The organism is Promicromonospora sp. NPDC057488 (assembly GCF_042802395.1).
Classification (GTDB): domain Bacteria; phylum Actinomycetota; class Actinomycetes; order Actinomycetales; family Cellulomonadaceae; genus Promicromonospora.
The window spans coordinates 22727-40355 of sequence record NZ_JBHVEG010000041.1; the positions used below are offsets into that span (position 1 = coordinate 22727).

Annotated in this window: 15 protein-coding genes; 13 read left to right on the plus strand and 2 right to left on the minus strand. The window is 73.8% G+C overall.

The window, feature by feature from the left end; all coding sequences use genetic code 11:
- Positions 1–55: 55 nt before the first annotated feature.
- Positions 56–1114, minus strand: a complete 1059-nt coding sequence (locus ACFU5G_RS11085) for a DUF4439 domain-containing protein (protein ID WP_377243720.1) — start codon at positions 1112–1114, stop codon at positions 56–58.
- Between the two features lie 198 nt (positions 1115–1312).
- Between ACFU5G_RS11085 and rimP the strand changes: the two genes are divergently transcribed.
- From rimP to truB, 7 genes are all read left to right on the plus strand, one after another.
- Positions 1313–1906: a ribosome maturation factor RimP gene (gene rimP, locus ACFU5G_RS11090; RefSeq protein WP_377243723.1), complete on the plus strand. Its 594-nt coding sequence runs from the start codon at positions 1313–1315 to the stop codon at positions 1904–1906.
- A 1-nt stretch (position 1907) separates the two neighbouring features.
- Positions 1908–2957: a transcription termination factor NusA gene (nusA, locus tag ACFU5G_RS11095; protein ID WP_377243726.1), complete on the plus strand. Its 1050-nt coding sequence runs from the start codon at positions 1908–1910 to the stop codon at positions 2955–2957.
- A gap of 87 nt (positions 2958–3044) precedes the next feature.
- A complete protein-coding gene (locus ACFU5G_RS11100; protein ID WP_377243729.1) occupies positions 3045–3311 on the plus strand; it encodes a YlxR family protein in 267 nt (88 codons plus the stop codon).
- Positions 3312–3488: 177 nt separating this feature from the next.
- Positions 3489–6473: a translation initiation factor IF-2 gene (infB, locus tag ACFU5G_RS11105; protein ID WP_377243731.1), complete on the plus strand. Its 2985-nt coding sequence runs from the start codon at positions 3489–3491 to the stop codon at positions 6471–6473.
- A gap of 89 nt (positions 6474–6562) precedes the next feature.
- The gene (gene rbfA, locus ACFU5G_RS11110) at positions 6563–7003 is read left to right on the plus strand and encodes a 30S ribosome-binding factor RbfA (protein ID WP_377243734.1); all 441 of its coding nucleotides are present in this window, start codon (positions 6563–6565) and stop codon (positions 7001–7003) included.
- A complete protein-coding gene (gene pyrE, locus ACFU5G_RS11115; RefSeq protein WP_377243737.1) occupies positions 7000–7533 on the plus strand; it encodes an orotate phosphoribosyltransferase in 534 nt (177 codons plus the stop codon). The genes rbfA and pyrE overlap by 4 nt, the downstream gene beginning before the upstream one ends.
- A 20-nt stretch (positions 7534–7553) precedes the next feature.
- Positions 7554–8636: a tRNA pseudouridine(55) synthase TruB gene (gene truB, locus ACFU5G_RS11120; RefSeq protein ID WP_377243740.1), complete on the plus strand. Its 1083-nt coding sequence runs from the start codon at positions 7554–7556 to the stop codon at positions 8634–8636.
- A 34-nt stretch (positions 8637–8670) separates the two neighbouring features.
- Here the strand turns inward: truB and ACFU5G_RS11125 are convergent, their stop codons facing one another.
- Entirely contained in the window at positions 8671–9849 is a 1179-nt protein-coding gene (locus tag ACFU5G_RS11125) for a hypothetical protein (RefSeq protein ID WP_377243743.1), read from the minus strand.
- Positions 9850–9964: 115 nt separating this feature from the next.
- On the opposite strand from ACFU5G_RS11125, the gene ACFU5G_RS11130 reads away from it, so the two are divergent.
- The 6 genes from ACFU5G_RS11130 to ACFU5G_RS11155 all read left to right on the plus strand — a co-directional run bounded on the left by ACFU5G_RS11130 (position 9965) and on the right by ACFU5G_RS11155 (position 17514).
- Positions 9965–10558, plus strand: coding sequence for a TetR/AcrR family transcriptional regulator (locus ACFU5G_RS11130; RefSeq protein WP_377243746.1), 594 nt, complete (start codon positions 9965–9967; stop codon positions 10556–10558).
- A gap of 133 nt (positions 10559–10691) precedes the next feature.
- The gene (locus tag ACFU5G_RS11135) at positions 10692–11711 is read left to right on the plus strand and encodes a bifunctional riboflavin kinase/FAD synthetase (protein ID WP_377243749.1); all 1020 of its coding nucleotides are present in this window, start codon (positions 10692–10694) and stop codon (positions 11709–11711) included.
- Positions 11712–11777: 66 nt separating this feature from the next.
- Positions 11778–13211 carry an ATP-binding protein gene (locus ACFU5G_RS11140; RefSeq protein WP_377243752.1) on the plus strand — a complete coding sequence of 478 codons (1434 nt, stop codon included), beginning with the start codon at positions 11778–11780 and terminating at the stop codon, positions 13209–13211.
- Positions 13212–13257: 46 nt separating this feature from the next.
- Complete coding sequence (locus ACFU5G_RS11145) at positions 13258–13938, plus strand: ATP-binding cassette domain-containing protein (protein WP_377243755.1); 681 nt, start codon at positions 13258–13260, stop codon at positions 13936–13938.
- Positions 13935–15476 (plus strand): DUF6297 family protein, encoded by a 1542-nt coding sequence (locus tag ACFU5G_RS11150; protein WP_377243758.1) that lies wholly within the window; start codon positions 13935–13937, stop codon positions 15474–15476. Before ACFU5G_RS11145 ends, ACFU5G_RS11150 begins: the two co-directional genes overlap by 4 nt.
- A 130-nt stretch (positions 15477–15606) precedes the next feature.
- The gene (locus ACFU5G_RS11155) at positions 15607–17514 is read left to right on the plus strand and encodes a heme peroxidase family protein (RefSeq protein ID WP_377243761.1); all 1908 of its coding nucleotides are present in this window, start codon (positions 15607–15609) and stop codon (positions 17512–17514) included.
- Positions 17515–17629: the final 115 nt, after the last annotated feature.

A 17629-nucleotide genomic window follows, 5' to 3' on the forward strand; every position in this document is an offset into this window, starting at 1 on the left:
CCGGGCCGGCCCCTCCGCGGGGCCGGCCCGGTGCGTCCCGACGCGGGGTCGGCCGTCAGGCCTGTTCCGGCAGCCCCGGGAACGGGACCGCCGGGGCGCCCCAGCGGGCGGCGGACAGCGTGGAGTCGGTCAGCAGCGCGACCAGTACGGCGCGGGTGCCCGGCTCGGCGAGGCCGACCAGCGTGGCGTAGTCCTGCGCCAGGCCGGTCTCCAGGTCGCGGGCCAGGTCCGTCGTCGGCGTCTCCGAACCGGGGACGTCGTACGCGACGCGGCGGGGGTCCTGGTCGGTCCCGTCGACACCGGCGACCAGCGCCCAGGCCTGCGCCCGCGCGCGGTGCAGCTCCGCGCGGTCGTGCGCCCTGGTGCGGGTGTCGCCGCTGGACTGCGCGGCGCGTACCTCGAGCGCGTAGCCCGCGGTGTCCTCGGCCAGGATCAGGGCGCTCAGGTCCTCGGCGGACAGCCCGGTCGGGGCGACCGGAGCCTCGCTCGCGGCCGCCGCCTGGGTCGCGGCGTCCTCGTCGCCCTCGCTGGGCTGCGGGGCGGGGTCGGCGGGCTCGGGGATCTGCGTGGAGGGCAGCGCCGGGCCCTTGACGTCGGTGAGCTGCGCGAGCTCGCGCGCCTGCTGCGTCTGCGATGTCGAGATCGAGGCGAGCAGCCGGCCCAGCGGTCCGGACTGGGCCTGGTCGGCGGCGGCCCGGGTGCGGGTGGCGGCGTCGCGCAGGGAGGCGACGACGGCCCGCGGCGTCTGCTCCTGGACGTGTGCCGAGGGGGACGCGCCGGAGCCCTCGGACACGATGTCCCCGAGGCCGGAGTCGTACTCGCCGCCGAGCTGTTCCGCCTGGACCGTCGCCGACTCGGCGATCTCGGTCAGCTCCGACTCGATCGCCGGCTCGATCCCGTCGGTCTCGGCCGCGGCGGTGGCCTGGTCGGCCACGAGCAGCGCGTCGGCCACCGCGGTGCGCCGCAGGACCTCCGCGGCGTCCGGCACCGGCTCTGTCGGCGGCGGTGTCTCGAGCCGCAGCCCGCAACCTGAGAGAATGATCGCGCAGGTCAGGGCCAGCGCGGTCAGACCTGACCGGCGTCGGGTACGGGCCGTGCGGTTCGAGGCGTTCATCGTCGCCGATGATGTCACGTTCTGGAACCCCGTTCGTTGCCCGGCCGATTGCGGTCGGGTCACGGACATCACGTTCTTCGCGAAGTGCCGAGGTCGGAGGCTTCGTTAGGCTTGACGCAGACAACAACAGCACATCGGTCGAACCGTTCCGGCTCGAACCGTGCCCCCGCGCATGGGGGAGCCGACGGGAGGCAGTCGATGACACAGCAGGCGGATGCGGTCCGCGGGGTGGTGGGGCCGGTGGTCGAGGCCGCCGGGCTCTACCTCGAGGAGGTCAGCGCCACGCGGGCGGGCAGCAAGTCCGTGGTCCGCGTCACGGTGGACCTGCCGGACGACGCGGTCGGCAGCCTGGACTCCGACGTGCTGGGCGACGTGTCGCGCGCGATCTCCGCGGCGCTGGACACGGACGACGTCGTCGCCGGTGCCTACACGCTCGAGATCTCCACGCCGGGCACGTCCCGGCCGCTGACCGAGCTGCGTCACTTCAAGCGTGCCCGGACCCGTATGGTCACGCTCAAGCTCACCGACGGCAGCCGCGCCGAGGGCCGGCTGACCGACGTGCTCGACGACGCCGACGGCGCCGTCCTGGTGCTCGACGACGACCGGCGGATCCCCGTCGCGGACGTCACGCGGGGCAAGGTCGAGGTCGAGCTCCGACGGCTCGAGGACGCCCAGGATGCCGAGGATTCGGAACTGGGCGAGAGTGCAGGTGAAGACACCGACGAGGACTCGGACGGTGCTGGTAAGGACAACCCGACCGGGTCTCGCCCCGGCCGCAACGAGGAAGGCTGACATGGACATCGACATGACCACGCTCCGGATGCTGGAGCGCGAGAGGGACCTCAGCCTGGACGTCCTCGTCGCGGCCATCGAGCAGGCCCTCCTCTCGGCCTACCACCGCACCCCGGACGCCTACAACCGGGCCCGCGTCGAGGTGGACCGCGCGTCGGGCCACGTGACGGTGTGGGCGCGCGAGGAGCTGCCCGTCGAGGCGGACCCCGAGGACCCGGACGCCCGCCCCGCCGTGGAGCTCGGCCCCGAGTTCGACGACACGCCCCAGGACTTCGGCCGTATCGCCACCGCGACGGCCCGCCAGGTGATCGTGCAGCGTCTGCGGGACGCCGAGGACGACCAGGTGCTCGGCACCTTCCGCGGCAAGGAGGGCGAGGTCCTGGCCGGCGTCATCCAGCAGGGCCGCGACCCGCGCATGGTGCTCGTGGACGTGGGCGGCACCGAGGCCGTGCTGCCGCCGCACGAGCAGGTGCCCACCGAGGAGTACGTGCACGGCGAGCGCCTGCGCGCCTACGTGGTCGAGGTCAGCCGCGGAATGAAGGGCCCCCAGATCACGTTGAGCCGTACGCACCCGAACCTGGTGCGGAAGCTCTTCGAGCTGGAGGTCCCGGAGATCGCGGACGGCTCGGTGGAGATCACCGCCATCGCCCGTGAGGCGGGGCACCGCACCAAGATGGCCGTCCGGTCCCGGGTGTCCGGGCTGAACGCCAAGGGTGCCTGCATCGGCCCGATGGGCGCGCGAGTGCGTGCCGTGATGGCCGAGCTGCACGGCGAGAAGATCGACATCGTCGACCACAGCGACGACCCCGCCTCCTTCGTGGCGAGCGCGCTGTCCCCGGCTCGTGTGTCGTCAGTCACAGTGGTGGACGCCGACGCGCGTGCTGCACGGGCGATCGTCCCCGACTACCAGCTGTCCCTCGCGATCGGCAAGGAAGGGCAGAACGCCCGGCTGGCCGCGAAGCTGACGGGCTGGCGGATCGACATTCGCTCGGACGAGGCGGCCGACGCCGACGCAGGTGGCGCCGCCGCCGACGCACCGAGCGGTCGGTAACGCCCGGTGGGACGGCGCGGTAGACTGTCCGAGTCTGGGCCACGCGCCCGTCTTTCGACACACCCCGCACCCCCCGTCACGGGCCCGGTGCGTACGTGTGTCGGGTGCCGGGGGCGCGACCAGCGGTCTGCACTCCTGCGTCTGGTGCTGGACTCCGCGATGCATGATGCCGATGTGGCAGAGCCACGACGCATCGTCGTCGACGTCCGTGCCTGTCTGCCGGGTCGCGGCGCCTGGGTTCACCCAGAGCCGCAGTGCCTGGAGCTCGCCGAGCGCCGCAGGGCCGTCCCCCGCGCACTGCGCACCGACGGTCCCCTCGACCTCGGCGGGGTGCGAGCACACCTCGGCCGGTGAGGGTGCCGACCGCAAGACCGTTCCGACCGGGCGCGACAGAGCGCCCGGCCGAATCATGAAGTTCGTCGACAAGGAAGCGGGTTTGAAGCCGATGGGCACCCGATGAGTCCCCAGCGATGAGTACGCAGTACTAACGGTGGTCCTCCCTGTCCCGGGATGGACCGAGACAGGAGAGATGTGGCGAAGATCCGCGTTCACGAGCTTGCTAAGCAGCTCGGAGTGGAGAGCAAGACCCTGATGGGCGAGCTGAAGGCCGCGGGCGAGTTCGTCCGCTCGGCCTCCTCGACCCTCGAGGCCCCCGTCGAGCGAGCGATGCGCGACAAGTTCCCCGTCGGTGGCGCCGCCGGCGCGTCCGACAAGGGCGTAGCGGCGAAGCCTGCGCCAAAGCCGGCCGCGAAGCCCGCGGCCCGGAAGCCCGCCGAGGCGACCCCCGCCCCGGCTCCGGCTCCGGCCCCCAAGTCCGAGGCACCCGCGCCTGCGCCCGCCCCGGCCCCGGCCCCCGCACCGGAGGCTCCCGCCCCGGCGCCGGCGGCCGCAGAGACCCCGGCGGCGCCTGCGGCGTCCGCCAAGCCCGCCGGTTCGGCTCCCAAGCCCGGCGCACCCCGTCCGGCTGCCGCGGCCCCCAAGCCCGGCGCCCCGAAGCCGGCCGCCGCGCCCTCCGGCGCGCGTCCGGGTGGTCGTGACGGCGGCGGCCGCGACGGCGGTCGTGACGGCGGCCGTGGTGGCCGTCCGGGCGGCGGTAACCCGCGTCCGGGCAACAACCCCTTCGCGACCAGCCAGGGCATGCCCCGTCCCGGTGGCGGTGGCGGCCGTGGTGGCCGTCCGGCGCCCGGCGCCGGCGACCGTCCCGGTGGCGGTAACCCGCGTCCGGGCAACAACCCCTTCGCGACGAGCCAGGGCATGCCCCGTCCGGGGCAGCGCCCCGAGCGCGGCGGCGAGTCGTCCGGCGAGCGTCCGGGCGGTCCCCGTCCCGGTGGCCCGCGTCCCTCGGCGCCCCGTCCCGGTGGCACCGGTGGCCCGCGCCCGAACCCCGGCATGATGCCGGGCAAGACGTCCATGCCGCGTCCGGGTGACCGCCCGGCGCCGGGTGGCGGCCGTGGTCGCCCTGGTGGTGGCGGTCGTCCGGGTGGTGCCGGCGGCGGCGCCGGTGCCGGTGCTCCGGGTCGTCCCGGTGGTGGCGGCGGCGGCTTCGGCGGCCCGCGTCGTGGTGCCGGTGGTCGCGGTGCGACCCAGGGTGCCTTCGGGCGCGCCGGTGGCAAGCCGGTCCGCGGTCGTAAGTCGCGTCGGGCGAAGCGCCAGGAGTTCGAGGCCATGCAGGCCCCGTCGCTCGGTGGCGTGCAGGTCCCGCGCGGCAACGGCAGCACGGTCGTCCGGCTGCGCCACGGTGCGTCGCTGAACGACTTTGCCGACAAGATCGACGCGAACCCCGCGGCGCTCGTGACCGTCCTGTTCCACCTGGGCGAGATGGCCACGGCCACGCAGTCGCTCGACGAGGACACGTTCGGCACGCTGGCGACCGAGCTCGGCTACCAGATCGAGATGGTCTCGGCCGAGGAGGAGGACCGCGAGCTGCTCGGGGCCTTCGACATCGACCTGCAGGCCGAGGAGGCCGGCGAGTCCGACGAGGACCTGGTCGCGCGTCCGCCGGTCGTGACCGTCATGGGTCACGTCGACCACGGTAAGACCAAGCTGCTCGACGCCATCCGCAAGTCGGACGTCGTCGCCGGCGAGCACGGTGGCATCACGCAGCACATCGGTGCCTACCAGATCACGCACGAGCACGAGGGCACCGAGCGTGCCATCACGTTCATCGACACCCCGGGTCACGAGGCGTTCACCGCCATGCGTGCTCGTGGTGCCCAGGTCACGGACATCGCGATCCTCGTGGTCGCGGCCGACGACGGCGTGATGCCGCAGACGGTCGAGGCCGTGAACCACGCGCAGGCCGCAGGCGTGCCGATCGTCGTCGCCGTCAACAAGATCGACGTCGAGGGCGCCAACCCGGCGAAGGTGCGTCAGCAGCTCACCGAGTACAACCTGGTGGCCGAGGAGTACGGCGGCGACACGATGTTCGTCGACGTCGCGGCCAAGCCGGGGATCGGCATCGACGACCTCGTCGAGGCCGTCCTGCTGACCGCGGACGCGGCGCTCGACCTGCGCGCCAACCCGACCAAGGACGCGCGCGGTGTCGCGATCGAGGCCAACCTCGACAAGGGCCGTGGCCCCGTGGCCACGGTGCTGGTCCAGTCGGGCACGCTGCACGTCGGTGACTCGATCGTCGCCGGTACGGCCCACGGCCGTGTCCGTGCGATGTTCGACGAGCACGGCAACGCGGTCGACGCCGCGACGCCGGCCCGTCCGGTGCAGGTGCTGGGTCTCACCAGCGTCCCGAGCGCCGGCGACACGTTCCTCGTGGCGCCGGACGACCGGACGGCACGTCAGATCGCCGAGAAGCGCGAGGCGGCCGAGCGCGCCGCGACGCTGGCCAAGCGCCGCAAGCGGATCAGCCTCGAGGACTTCGACACCGAGCTCAAGAAGGGCAAGGTCGAGAGCCTCAACCTCATCCTCAAGGGCGACGTGTCCGGTGCCGTCGAGGCACTGGAGGACGCGCTGCTCAAGATCGACGTGGGCGACGAGGTCGAGCTGCGCGTCATCCACCGTGGTGTGGGTGCGATCACGCAGAACGACGTCAACCTGGCCACCGTCGACAGCGCCGTGATCATCGGCTTCAACGTGAAGTACGGCGAGCGCGTCGAGGAGCTGGCGGAGCGCGAGGGCGTGGACGTCAAGTTCTACTCGGTCATCTACAAGGCGATCGAGGACGTCGAGGCGGCCCTCAAGGGCATGCTCAAGCCGGAGTACGAGGAGGTCCAGCTCGGGACCGCGGAGATCCGCCAGGTCTTCCGCTCCTCGAAGTTCGGCAACATCGCCGGTTCGGTGGTCCGTTCGGGCGTCATCCGCCGCAACGCCAAGGCGCGCGTGCTGCGCAACGGCACGGTCGTGGGCGACAACCTCTCGATCGAGTCGCTGCGTCGCGAGAAGGACGACGTCACCGAGGTCCGCGAGGGCTTCGAGTGCGGTATCGGTCTCGGGTCGTTCAACGACGTCACCGAGGGCGACACCATCGAGACGTTCGAGATGCGCGAGAAGCCGCGCGTCTGACGCCTGTGATTCATTGAGTGCGGGGTATTCGCTCGGACGGCTTGTCCGGACGGGCGAATACCCCGCACTCACGCTGAGAGGACTGGACCATGGTCGACAATCCGCGGGCTCGTAAGCTCGCCGACCGCATCAAGGTGATCGTCGCGCAGATGATCGACACGCGGATCAAGGATCCGCGGCTCGGTTTCGTGACGGTCACGGACGTCCGGGTCACCGGCGACCTGCAGAACGCCTCGGTGTTCTACACGGTCTACGGCTCGGACGAGGACCGGGACGGCACGGCCGCGGCGCTGAAGAGCGCCACGGGCCTGATCCGCTCGGAGGTGGGCAAGCAGACCGGTGTCCGCCTGACGCCCACCATCGAGTTCCACCTGGACTCGGTCCCCGAGACGGCGGCCCACCTCGACGCCGCGCTGATCGAGGCGCGCAAGCGGGACGCCGAGCTCGAGGCACTGCGTGCCGGAGCCCGGTACGCGGGCGACGAGGACCCCTACAAGAAGCCGCGCGAGGACGACGCCGAGGCCGAGTGACCCCGGACCCCGCGCTCGCGCGCGACATCGACGCCGCCTGCCGCCTGACCGGGACGTTCACGCTCCGGTCGGGCCAGGCGGCGTCGGAGTACTTCGACAAGTACCTGTTCGAGACGGACCCGGCGCTGCTGGCCCGGGTCGCGCGCCGGATGGTGCCGCTGGTCCCGGCGGACGCCGACCTGCTGGGCGGCCTCGAGCTCGGCGGGGTGCCGATCGTGACCGTGCTCAGCGGCCTGACCGGCACGGGCGCGCTGTACGTGCGCAAGCAGGCAAAGGAGTACGGCACCGCCAAGCTCGCCGAGGGACCCCCGGTCCAGGGCCGCCGCGTCGTGCTGGTCGAGGACGTGATCACCACCGGCGGCGCCGTCCGTGACGCGACGTCGGCGCTCCGGGCCGCCGGGGCGATAGTCGACACGGTGGTGTGCGCCATCGACCGCAGCCCGGCCGGCAGCACGCCGCTGGCCGACGTCGGCGTGGCGGTCCGCGCCGTCCTGACCAAGGCCGACCTCGACGCCGCGCGGCACCCCTGACCCACGCGATACTGATACCCATGACCTCCCCCTCCCCGCAGGCTCCCGCGCGCCGTCCCACGGCCGCCGACGGGTTCGTCGTGGTCGACAAGCCGCAGGGCTGGACCAGCCATGACGTCGTCGGCCGGATGCGGCGCCTGGCCGGCACCCGCAAGGTCGGCCACGCCGGCACGCTGGACCCGATGGCGACGGGCGTGCTCGTGCTCGGCATCGGCAAGGCGACCCGCCTGCTCACGTACGTCGTGGGCGCAGACAAGGACTACGACGCCACGATCCGGCTGGGCGTGGCCACCGCCACGGACGACGCCGAGGGGTCCGTCGTCGCCGTGGCCGACCCGGACGCCGTCGGGCGGGTGGAGCGGGCCGCCCTGGACGCGGCGGTCGCGGACCTGACCGGCGACATCTCGCAGGTGCCCACGTCCGTGTCCGCGATCAAGGTGGACGGCAAGCGCGCCTACGCGCGCGTCCGGGCGGGGGAGGAGGTCGAGCTGAAGGCCCGGCCCGTCACGGTGTCCCGCTTCGAGGTGCTGGACGTCCGCCCGGCCACGGCGACCGTGCCGGACGGCGACCTGGAGGACGTGTACGTCGAGGCCGACGACGCGGCCATCGACCCCGCCGCCGAGCCCGGTGTCGCCCCCACCGCCGCCGAACCCGGCGCCGGCCCCACGCGCGATGTGCCCGTCCTGGACGTCGACGTGCGCGTCACCGTCTCGTCCGGCACCTACGTGCGCGCCCTGGCGCGCGACCTCGGCGCGGCGCTCGGTACGGGCGGCCACCTGACCGTGCTGCGCCGCACCCGGGTGGGCGGCTACCCGCTGGCCGGCGCCCGCACGCTGGAGGAGCTGGAGGCCCAGGCGGACGCCGACGGCACGCTGGCCACCCTCCCGCTGGCCGACGCCGCGCGCGGCACGTTCCCGGTGCGTGAGCTCGACGAGGCCGAGGTGCGCGCGCTCGGCTACGGCCAGTGGGTCGAGCCGTCGGGGCGCGCCGACGTCGTGGCGGCGCTCTCGCCGTCGGGCACGCTCGTGGCGCTGCTGGAGGACACGCGGCGCCGCGGCGAGAGCCTGGCCAAGCCCGTCCTGGTGCTCGCCCCCGCTCCCTGACGATCTCGGCGAGCACCAGGCGCCGTCCGGCAGGTCAGGCCGGCACGGTCAGGAGCGGGGCCCGCCGGGTGCGGCCGGTGGCGCGGGCGTGGCCCACGACGGACAGCAGCACCCCGGCCCCCGCCCAGATCGCGAGCGCCAGCCAGGCCGCCGACGCATCGGCGTCGGGGAAGTACGAGACGTCGCGCAGCAGGGTCGCGCTGGCGCCCGGCGGCAGCCACTGACCGATCTCGCCCCAGTGCCAGGGCAGGAACTCGGGCGGCATCGCCGCGCCCGAGATCGGGTTCCCGACCAGCATCATGACCACCGGGCCGAGCGCGATGCCGGGCCTGCCGAGCACCGCGACGAACCCGGTGATGGGTGCGGCGATCGCGGCGATCGAGAGGGCGAGCGTGGCGCCGTCGAGCAGCCAGTCGCCCTGGACGGTGCCGAACCAGAAGTGCAGGATGCCCACGAGGATGCCGCCGCCGACCACCGAGTACACGGTGACGGCGAGCACCCGGCGCAGGGCTCCGTTGACGGCGAGCGAGATGCCGATGCCGCCGATCATCCCGCCGAGCAGGATCGGGAACATCGCGGCCGCCAGGCCGGAGCCGCGGGGGTCGTCGTCGGACAGGGGGACCACGTCCGTGACGGTCACCTGGGGGACCTCGGGCAGCGACGGGGCCTGCGCCGCGCCGGGCTCCGGCGCCTGCGGCTGCTCGCCGCTCGCCGCGGCCTCGAGCGCCTGCCGGACGGCGGTCTCGGTGGCCTGTACCGCCTGCTCCTGGGCCGCGGCGAGCGCCTGGGCCGTCGCGGCGTCCGCCCGCTCCTGGATCCCGCGCTGCAGCTGCGCGGCGATCTGGGTCATGAGCTGGTGCGTGGCCGTGCTCGCCGCGGAGGCGCTGAGCACCTCGGGCGCCTCGCCCGCCTGCGGGTCGCCCAGCACGAGGCCGCCGTAGACGTCGCGGCTCTCGACGGCTCCGACGGCGGCCGCCCGGTCGTCGACCTCGATCAGCTCGACGGCTCCGGGCTGGGCCTCGTCGAGGTTCTCGCGGACGGCGTCGACGGCGTCGTCGGACCCGACGACGGCGACCGGCAGGTCGCGGGGCTCGGCCGTGACCGACGGCCACGAGAAGGCGAGCACGAACACGGTGAGCACGAGGGTGAGGGCCAGCGCGACGCCGATGACCCGGCCCGCCGGGGTGTGGGGCGCTGGTGCTTCGTAGGACAAGGGTTGCTCCATATCTAAAAAAACGAACGCTCGTTCTTTATGGGCAACGATGCGCCGCGACCGTATGCTTGTCAATCTCCTGGGCGTCCCCCAGGTCCCGACGACGGAGGTGCCGGTGCCGAAGATCAGTGACGCGCGTCGGGACGCCCGCCGCGCCGAGATCCTGGAGGCGGCCCGGCGCGCGTTCGCCGCGAAGGGCTACCAGCACACCTCGATGGCCGAGGTGATCGCGGAGGCCGGGCTGTCGACGGGCGCCGTCTACGGGTACTTCGAGGGCAAGCGCGAGCTGTTCGCGGCTGTGGCGAGGACCACCCTGAGCCGCCGGAGCGCGGACCTCGAGGCGGCCGCGGCGGACGGCGACCCGCCGGCCCCCGCCGAGATACTGGAGATCGTGCTCCGGGGGGTGCTGTCCGAGGGCTTCGAGCTCCCGCTCCTGCTCCAGCTCTGGGGCGAGGCGACCGTGGACCCCGAGATGCGCGGCGTGGTGAACATGGGCTTCAAGGAGCTCAGGAACGCCTTCCGCGCCGCGCTGACGCGCTGGTTCGAGGCGCACCCGGAGCACGCCCCCGACGGCGCCGGACCGGCCGCGGAGGGCCTGCTCCCGGTCCTCATGGGCATCGGCCAGGGCTACATCTTCCAGTCGGCGATGTTCGACGAGTTCGACTCCCGGGCCTACCTGGACGGGGCGCGCCGGATCCTGCCGGGCTGACCCCGGATCGCCCCGACGCCGCCGGGCGGGCGCACGACCCGCGAAACACGCCGTAGGCTTTTGGCGACCGGTGCGGGGCGCGGCGTGAGCGGCTCCCGCACCCGCGCCACCCGATTCATGAGGAGCAACCCGCGTGCAGCTGTGGACGGACCTGGAACAGGTTCCCCCGGGATTCGGGCCATCAGTGGTGACGATCGGCAACTTCGACGGCGTCCACCGCGGCCACCAGGCAGTGCTCGACCGCATCCTCCGGCTCGCCCGGAGCGACGCGGCCAGCGCCGTCGCCGTGACGTTCCACCCGCACCCGGCGGCGGTGCACCGGCCCGAGTCGGCCCCTGAGCTGATCACGGGCCTGGAGGACCGCCTGGCGCTCATGGAGCGCACCGGCCTGGACGCGACCCTGCTGGTCAGCTACACGCTCGACTTCGCGGCGCAGACGCCCGAGGAGTTCGTGGCCCGGTACCTCGTGGACGGCCTGCGGGCGCGGACCGTGGTCGTGGGGCACGACGTGCGGTTCGGCAAGCAGAACGCCGGGACGCTCGCCACGATGGTCGAGCTCGGCGGGCAGCACGGGTTCGAGGTCGTCGCCATCGAGGACGTCGGCGACTCCGTGGCCGAGGGCGACGGCCACCAGCGCTGGTCCTCGACCGCCGTGCGGGCGCTGCTCGCGGAGGGCGACGTCGACCAGGCCGCCGACGTGCTCGGCCGCCCGCACCTCGTGCGCGGCACCGTGGTGCACGGCGACGCGCGGGGCCGCGAGATGGGCTTCCCGACCGCCAACCTCGGCGACATCACCGGCCTGGTGCCCGCCGACGGCGTCTACGCGGGCTGGCTGCGCCGCGGCACGGCCGCGACGTGCGCGAGCCTCGCCGGGCCCGACCACGACCGGGCGACCGCCTCCGGCGCGGGCCTGGGGCAGGAGGAGATCCTGCCCGCCGCGATCTCCGTCGGCACCAACCCCACGTTCGACGGCGTGGAGCGCCGCGTCGAGGCCTACGTGCTCGACCGGACCGACCTCGACCTGTACGACCAGACGGTCGTGCTCGAGTTCGTGGCCCACCTGCGCCCGACGCTGCGGTTCGACGGCATGGAGCCGCTGATCGCGCAGATGAACGACGACGTGGCGCGGGCCCGGAAGATCCTGCGGCCCTGAGGCGCCGGCATGGCCGGTAAACTAAGAATGGATCTTAGTAAGATTCGATCTTAGTTTGGGGTGGCGATGGAGTTTCGCGGACGCGACTCGGATCTGCGCCGGCTCGAGGGGCTCCTGGGCGGCGTCGAGGCGGGCACGGGTGCCTCTCGGGGCAAGGCGCTGATCATGACCGGCCGGCGCCGCGTCGGGAAGTCCCGGCTGGCGCAGGAGTTCTGCGACCGCTCCGGGCGCGAGTACTTCGTGTTCCAGGCGACGCGAGGGCGCAACGCCATGGCCGAGCGGCGAGAGTTCCTTGCGACGCTCACGCAGTCGAGCCTGCGCGCGCCCGAGATCTTCGCGCACCTGAGTCCGCCGGACTGGAACGGCACCCTCCGCGCGCTCGCCGAGTTCCTGCCGGACGACCGGCCTGCTGTCGTGGTGCTCGACGAGGTGCCCTGGCTGGTCGAGCAGGACACCGAGTTCGAGGGGGCGCTGCAGACGGTCTGGGACAAGTACCTGTCGCAGAAGCCCGTCCTGCTGCTCCTGATCGGCAGTGACCTGTCGGTCATGGAGGCGCTCCAGACCTACGGCCGGCCGTTCTTCGGCCGCGCGACCAAGATCGACATCGCACCGCTGAACGTGGCTGACGTCCAGGCGATGGCGGACCTGGGCGCCGCGGAAGCGATCGATGCCCACCTGATCACGGGCGGGTTCCCCGAGATCGTCCAGACCTGGACGCCCGGCCGGCCGCGAGCGGAGTTCCTGCGCGACGCACTCGGTGATCCGCTCTCACCGCTGCTGGTCGCCGGGGAGCTCTCGCTGCTCGGCGAGTTCCCGGTGTCCTCGCGCAGCAGGGCCATCCTCGAAGCGGTGGGTGACGGCGAGCGGACGTTCTCGGCCATCGCCGCCGCTGCCGGGAACTCGGGGTCCCTGCCGGCCGGCACCCTCAGCCCGCTGCTCAGGACGCTCGAGGCCAAGCGGATCGTGGAGACCGACCTGCCCCTGTCGACGTCGTCGGACACCAAGAACAAGCGCTACCGCCTCGGGGATCCCTACCTGCGCTTCTGGCTCGCCTTCCTGCGCCGGGCGATCCCGTTCGTGGAACGCGGACGCGGGGACGTGGCGCTCGACCGGATCGAACGGTCCTGGACCACCTGGCGCGGCCGGGCCGTCGAACCGCTCGTCCGGGAGTCGTTGATGCGCATCCTGCTCGACTCGCCATGGCCGGAGGTCGAAGCCGTCGGCGGCTGGTGGAACCGGCAGAACAACCCGGAGGTGGACCTGGTCGGCGCGGACCGTGCTCCGACGGCGCGAAGGGTCGAGTTCATCGGCTCCGTCAAGTGGTACGAGACCGATGTGTTCGGAACGCACGAGTTCGACGAGCTCGCGCGGGCCCAGGGAGCGGTACCGGGAACCGACGCCGCCACGCCGTTGGTCGCCGTCGCCCGCAGCGGCTTCGAGGCAGGCCTTCCGCTGGCCGCGCACTGGGGCCCGGAGGAGATCGTCGCGGCCTGGCGATGAGGTACACAGCGGGAGATCTTTCCCAGGCTCGCGCGTTGGGGTGGACATGACCTACCTCGAGCTGTCCGACCTGGTGGTCGGGTACGGCGGCAACGCCGTCTGCGCACCCGTGAACCTCACGCTGGGGGCCGGCGACATCGTCGCCGTGATCGGCGCCAACGGCACCGGCAAGTCCACCCTGCTGCGCACCGTGCTCGGCCTGCAGGAGCCGCTCTCCGGGACGGCGAGCGCCTTCGGGCGCCTCGTGGACGAGCGGGAGCGCCGGTTCCGCGCCCGCGTAGCGGGCGTGCTGGACGACGACGCGTTCTTTCCCGGCGTGACCGTCCGCGAGCACCTCGTGCTCACCGCACGCGGGCACGGGGTGCCGGACGCCGGCGCCGTCACCGACCAGGTGCTCGACCACGTGGGCATCACGCGGCACGGCAGCGCCATGCCGCACACCCTGTCGTCCGGGCAGCGCCGCCGGTTCCTGCTGGCGAGCGCGCTGGTGCGGCCGCGCGACCTGCTCGTGCTCGACGAGCCGGAGCAGCGCCTGGACACCGCGATGCGCGCCCGGCTGGGCGAGACCCTGCGCGCCGAGGCGGACGCCGGCACCGCCGTCCTGTTCGCCACGCACGACGACCGGCTGCTGGCGGCCTCGGGCGCGAGCGCGGTGCACCTGTCCGACGACGACGCCGTGCTCCTCGAGCCGGCCGAGGCGCCCGGTGTGCTGGCGGGCTTCCGGTGAGCGGCGAGGCGGCCGGTGCCGCGGAAGAGGCCGGTCCGGTCGGGACCGCGGCGCTTCCGCGGCTCGTGGGCAGCGACGAGGAGAGCTTCACCGGCGCCGAGCTGCGCCGCCTGACCGCGCGGGTGCGGGCGCACAACCTCCCGGCCGAACCGGGCCGGGTGGCGCTGGACGTCGCCGAGGTCGTGATCTCGCTCGCCCTGGTCGTCCTGTACCTGTGGGGCTTCGGCGGCCCGGTGCGGGAGCTGCTCGGCTCCGACGCCACCGCGTTCGGGCTCGGCCCGGGCCTGGTCCAGGCCCTCGTGCTGGCGCTCGCCGTGGTCGGGGGAGCGTCCGTCGCGCTGCGGCTCGGCCCGGCCGGGCTGCCCGCCGCCGGGGTGCGCTGGTGGGTGCCCACACCCGCCGACCGGGCGGGGCTCACCTCCCCGTCGGTGGTCCGGTCGGTGCTCGTCGGCATCGGCGCGGGCCTGGTCGTGGGCGGTGCGCCCGCGGCGCTCGCCGGCGTGGACCCGGCGGGGATCGTCGTGGACGCGGTGCTCGGCGGCGCCGTCGGGCTGCTGGTCGTCACGGGTGCGGGCGTGCTGCAGGTGACGGGCATCGCGTCGGGGAGCCGGCCCGGGCGGGTGCTCGACCTGCTGCTCGCCGCCGTACCGGTGGCCGGCCTCGGCCTGGCGCTCTGGGCCCCCGCATGGGCGGCGTGGGCCGTGCCGTGGAGCGTGCCCGCGGCGCTGGCCGCGATCGGCGTCGTCGCCCTCGTGGCCTGGCTGCGCGGCCTGGACCGGCTCCGGGCCGGGGCGCTGCGTGCTCGCGCGTCGGCCGCCCTGCAGGCGTCGGCCGCCCTGCTCTCGCTCGACGGCGGCGGCGTCAGCCGGGCGCTCGGCACCGGGCCGACGGCGTCGCGCGCCTTCGCGTGGGTGCCCCGTGCGGCGCGCGGTCCGGTGGGCGCCCTGCTGGCCGCCGACGCCGCCCTGCTGCTGCGCTCGCCCGCGTCCCTCGCGGCCCTGCTCGCGCTCGCGTGCACCGGGGCGGTGGCCGTGCAGGTGCCCGCGCTCTCCGACGGGATCGGCCTCTGGGCGGTGCTGGCCGGGGTGGGGTACGCCGGGGCGCTCGCGGGCGCCGGCGGACCGCGCGCGGCGGGGGAGAACCCCCGCCTGGACGCCCTGCTGCCGCTCGGCGCGCGGACCACCCGCGCCGTCCGCGCGGTGTGGCCGGTGCTCTCCGCGGGCGCCGTGCTGCTGCTCGTGGCCGTGGTCGGCGGTATCGGGCCGTGGCTCGGTGTGGCGGCGCCCGCCGCCGTCGTGCTCGGGGCCGCCGCGATCCGGGCGGCGTACCGGGGTCCCGTGCAGTGGGACGTGCCGATGATCGCCACGCCGGCGGGTGCGTTCCCGACCGGGCTGGTGCTGCACCGGATCAAGGGACCCGACCTGGCGCTGCTCGGCACGATCCCGCTCGCGTGGGCGGTGGTCACGGGTGTGACGCCGGCGCTCGTCGTCGCGCAGGTGCTGGCGGCCGCCACGGCGGTCTACCGCGCGGCAAGGTGACCGGGCGCCCGGCCATCGGCGCAGGTCGGGGGCAGGCCGCGGCGCATTCACCCGCCAAGGTGTACGTGGCTGTGACCCCCGTCACTCCGTCTGTGGTGGAGGACCTTCACCCCCAGCGAAGGAGATACCCATGGTCCAGACCACGCAGGCCCCGCTGCAGGGCGACCCGAACCACAGCCCGCACGAGGCCGTCGACCTGGCGCAGACACCCACCGGCCGCACGGTCCGGCGGATCGGGCACGGGGGCGTGTTCGTCCCCGCCGACCCGGACGCGCCGCAGGACCCGCAGGACAGCACGGCGACGCTGATGCCGCGCACGGAGGCCGCGGTGCGCCGCGACCTGCGCGAGCAGCGGTTCGACGCGACGACGTCGTTCGACTACCTGATGCGCGACCTCGCACGGGACTTCCCGGCCGCGCACCTGCCCGTCGGCGACGACGTGGCCCGCACCCGGGACGCCCTGCTGCGGCTCGGCGCGGGCATGATCGAGGCGCCCGCCGGGCCCCCGCCTCCCGGGGCGCCCGCCGCGCCGCCACGCGACTCGACGATCCCCAGCATCTACACCTACTGGGGCCAGTTCATCGACCACGACATCACGCTCAACACCAATGGACCGGACGACGGCAGCGGCCCCGGCGGCGACCAGGCCCTCGGCGACATCGTGAGCGAGCCGTTCCGCGCGTTCGAGCCCGACGTGGTGCGGCGCAGCCTGCACAACGGGCGCAACCCGCTGCTCGACCTGGACAGCCTGTACGGGTCCGGTCCCCGGTTCCAGGGCGAGAAGGACCGGGGCACCACGCGCAGCGAGGCCGCGTACGTGCCGAACTCGGCCAAGCTGCGGCTCGGCCGCATCGGCACGGAGCCGTTCGGGCCGTTCTCGCTCGTCGCCCCCGGCGACGACCCGCAGCGCGACCTGCCGCGCAGCACCGCGCCGGGCAGCGAGCGGATGCCGCTCATCCCCGACAGTCGCAACGACGAGAACCTCGTGGTCGCGCAGTTCCACGTGGCGATGATCCGGTTCCACAACGCCGTCGTGGACTGGGTGGCGCTGTACGAGCCGTGGTGCGCCGTGACCCAGCGCGAGCTGTTCGACCGGGCCCGCGAGCTGGTGCGGTTCCACTACCAGTGGCTCGTCGTCAACGACTACCTGCGCACCCTGACCAAGTCGGGCGTGCTGGACTCCGTCCTGGCGACGGGGCCCACGCTGTTCCGGCCCGCGCGCCGCGTGGCGATGCCGCTGGAGTTCGCGGTCGCGGCGTTCCGGTTCGGGCACTCGATGGTGCGCGGCGCCTACGACTTCAACGTCAACTTCACCGGCAACGGCCCGGGCGGGCTCGCGTCGCTCGACCTGTTGTTCCGGTTCACCGGCAACGGCGGGCTCTCCCCGAACCCGGCGAACCCGGCGCCGGCGCTGCCGTCCAACTGGCCGGTCGAGTGGCCGCGGCTGACCGACAAGGGCGACCCACTGTCGTTCCGCATGGCCCGCAAGATCGACCCGTTCCTGGCGGACGGCCTGGGCCACCTCCTGAACGAGGGCAACACGGCCACCGAGCCGATCAAGGCGCTGCTCAAGCAGCTCGCGCAGCGCAACCTGCTGCGCGGCTACATGCTCGCGCTCCCGACGGGGGAGGCCGTGGCCCAGGAGCTGCGGGCCCGTCAGCTCACGCCCGAGCAGCTGCGGCAGAACGCCGCGCCCGAGGTCGTGGCGGCGCTCGACGACCTGGACGGCACGCCGCTGTGGTACTACGTGCTCAAGGAGGCCGAGGTCCAGGGCAACGGCAACTTCCTGGGCGAGGTCGGCAGCCGCATCCTGGCGGAGACCTTCGTGTACCTGCTGCGGCTCGACCCCGAGTCGTTCATGCGCCGCCCTGGCGGCGACTGGACGCCCGCCTACGGCGTCCGGTTCGAGGACGGCCGCCTCGTCACGACGATCTCGGACCTCCTGGCGTTCGCGGGGGTCTTCCCGATCGGGCAGGACGAGTCGGGCCCGGTCTTCCGCCGCAACGGCAAGGGCTACGCGGGCCACGACGGCGCGTGAGGGCGGCTGGCTGCCGCGCGGGCTGACCCCGGACCGCCGGCGGCGAGTCGGCGCGGCGTCGTCCGGATGGGTGGTCGGTAGTTTGTCAGGTGGTCGGCACCCCAGGGTGCCGACC

What these genes read in the sequence shown, in the direction of transcription:
- ACFU5G_RS11145 (WP_377243755.1), top strand. Translation starts at nt 13,258, where the DNA reads ATGACCTACCTCGAGCTGTCCGACCTGGTGGTCGGGTACGGCGGCAAC.
- ACFU5G_RS11140 (WP_377243752.1), top strand. Translation starts at nt 11,778, where the DNA reads ATGGAGTTTCGCGGACGCGACTCGGATCTGCGCCGGCTCGAGGGGCTC.
- rbfA (WP_377243734.1), top strand. Translation starts at nt 6,563, where the DNA reads ATGGTCGACAATCCGCGGGCTCGTAAGCTCGCCGACCGCATCAAGGTG.
- ACFU5G_RS11085 (WP_377243720.1), bottom strand. Translation starts at nt 1,114, where the DNA reads ATGAACGCCTCGAACCGCACGGCCCGTACCCGACGCCGGTCAGGTCTG.
- ACFU5G_RS11155 (WP_377243761.1), top strand. Translation starts at nt 15,607, where the DNA reads ATGGTCCAGACCACGCAGGCCCCGCTGCAGGGCGACCCGAACCACAGC.
- nusA (WP_377243726.1), top strand. Translation starts at nt 1,908, where the DNA reads ATGGACATCGACATGACCACGCTCCGGATGCTGGAGCGCGAGAGGGAC.
- truB (WP_377243740.1), top strand. Translation starts at nt 7,554, where the DNA reads ATGACCTCCCCCTCCCCGCAGGCTCCCGCGCGCCGTCCCACGGCCGCC.
- rimP (WP_377243723.1), top strand. Translation starts at nt 1,313, where the DNA reads ATGACACAGCAGGCGGATGCGGTCCGCGGGGTGGTGGGGCCGGTGGTC.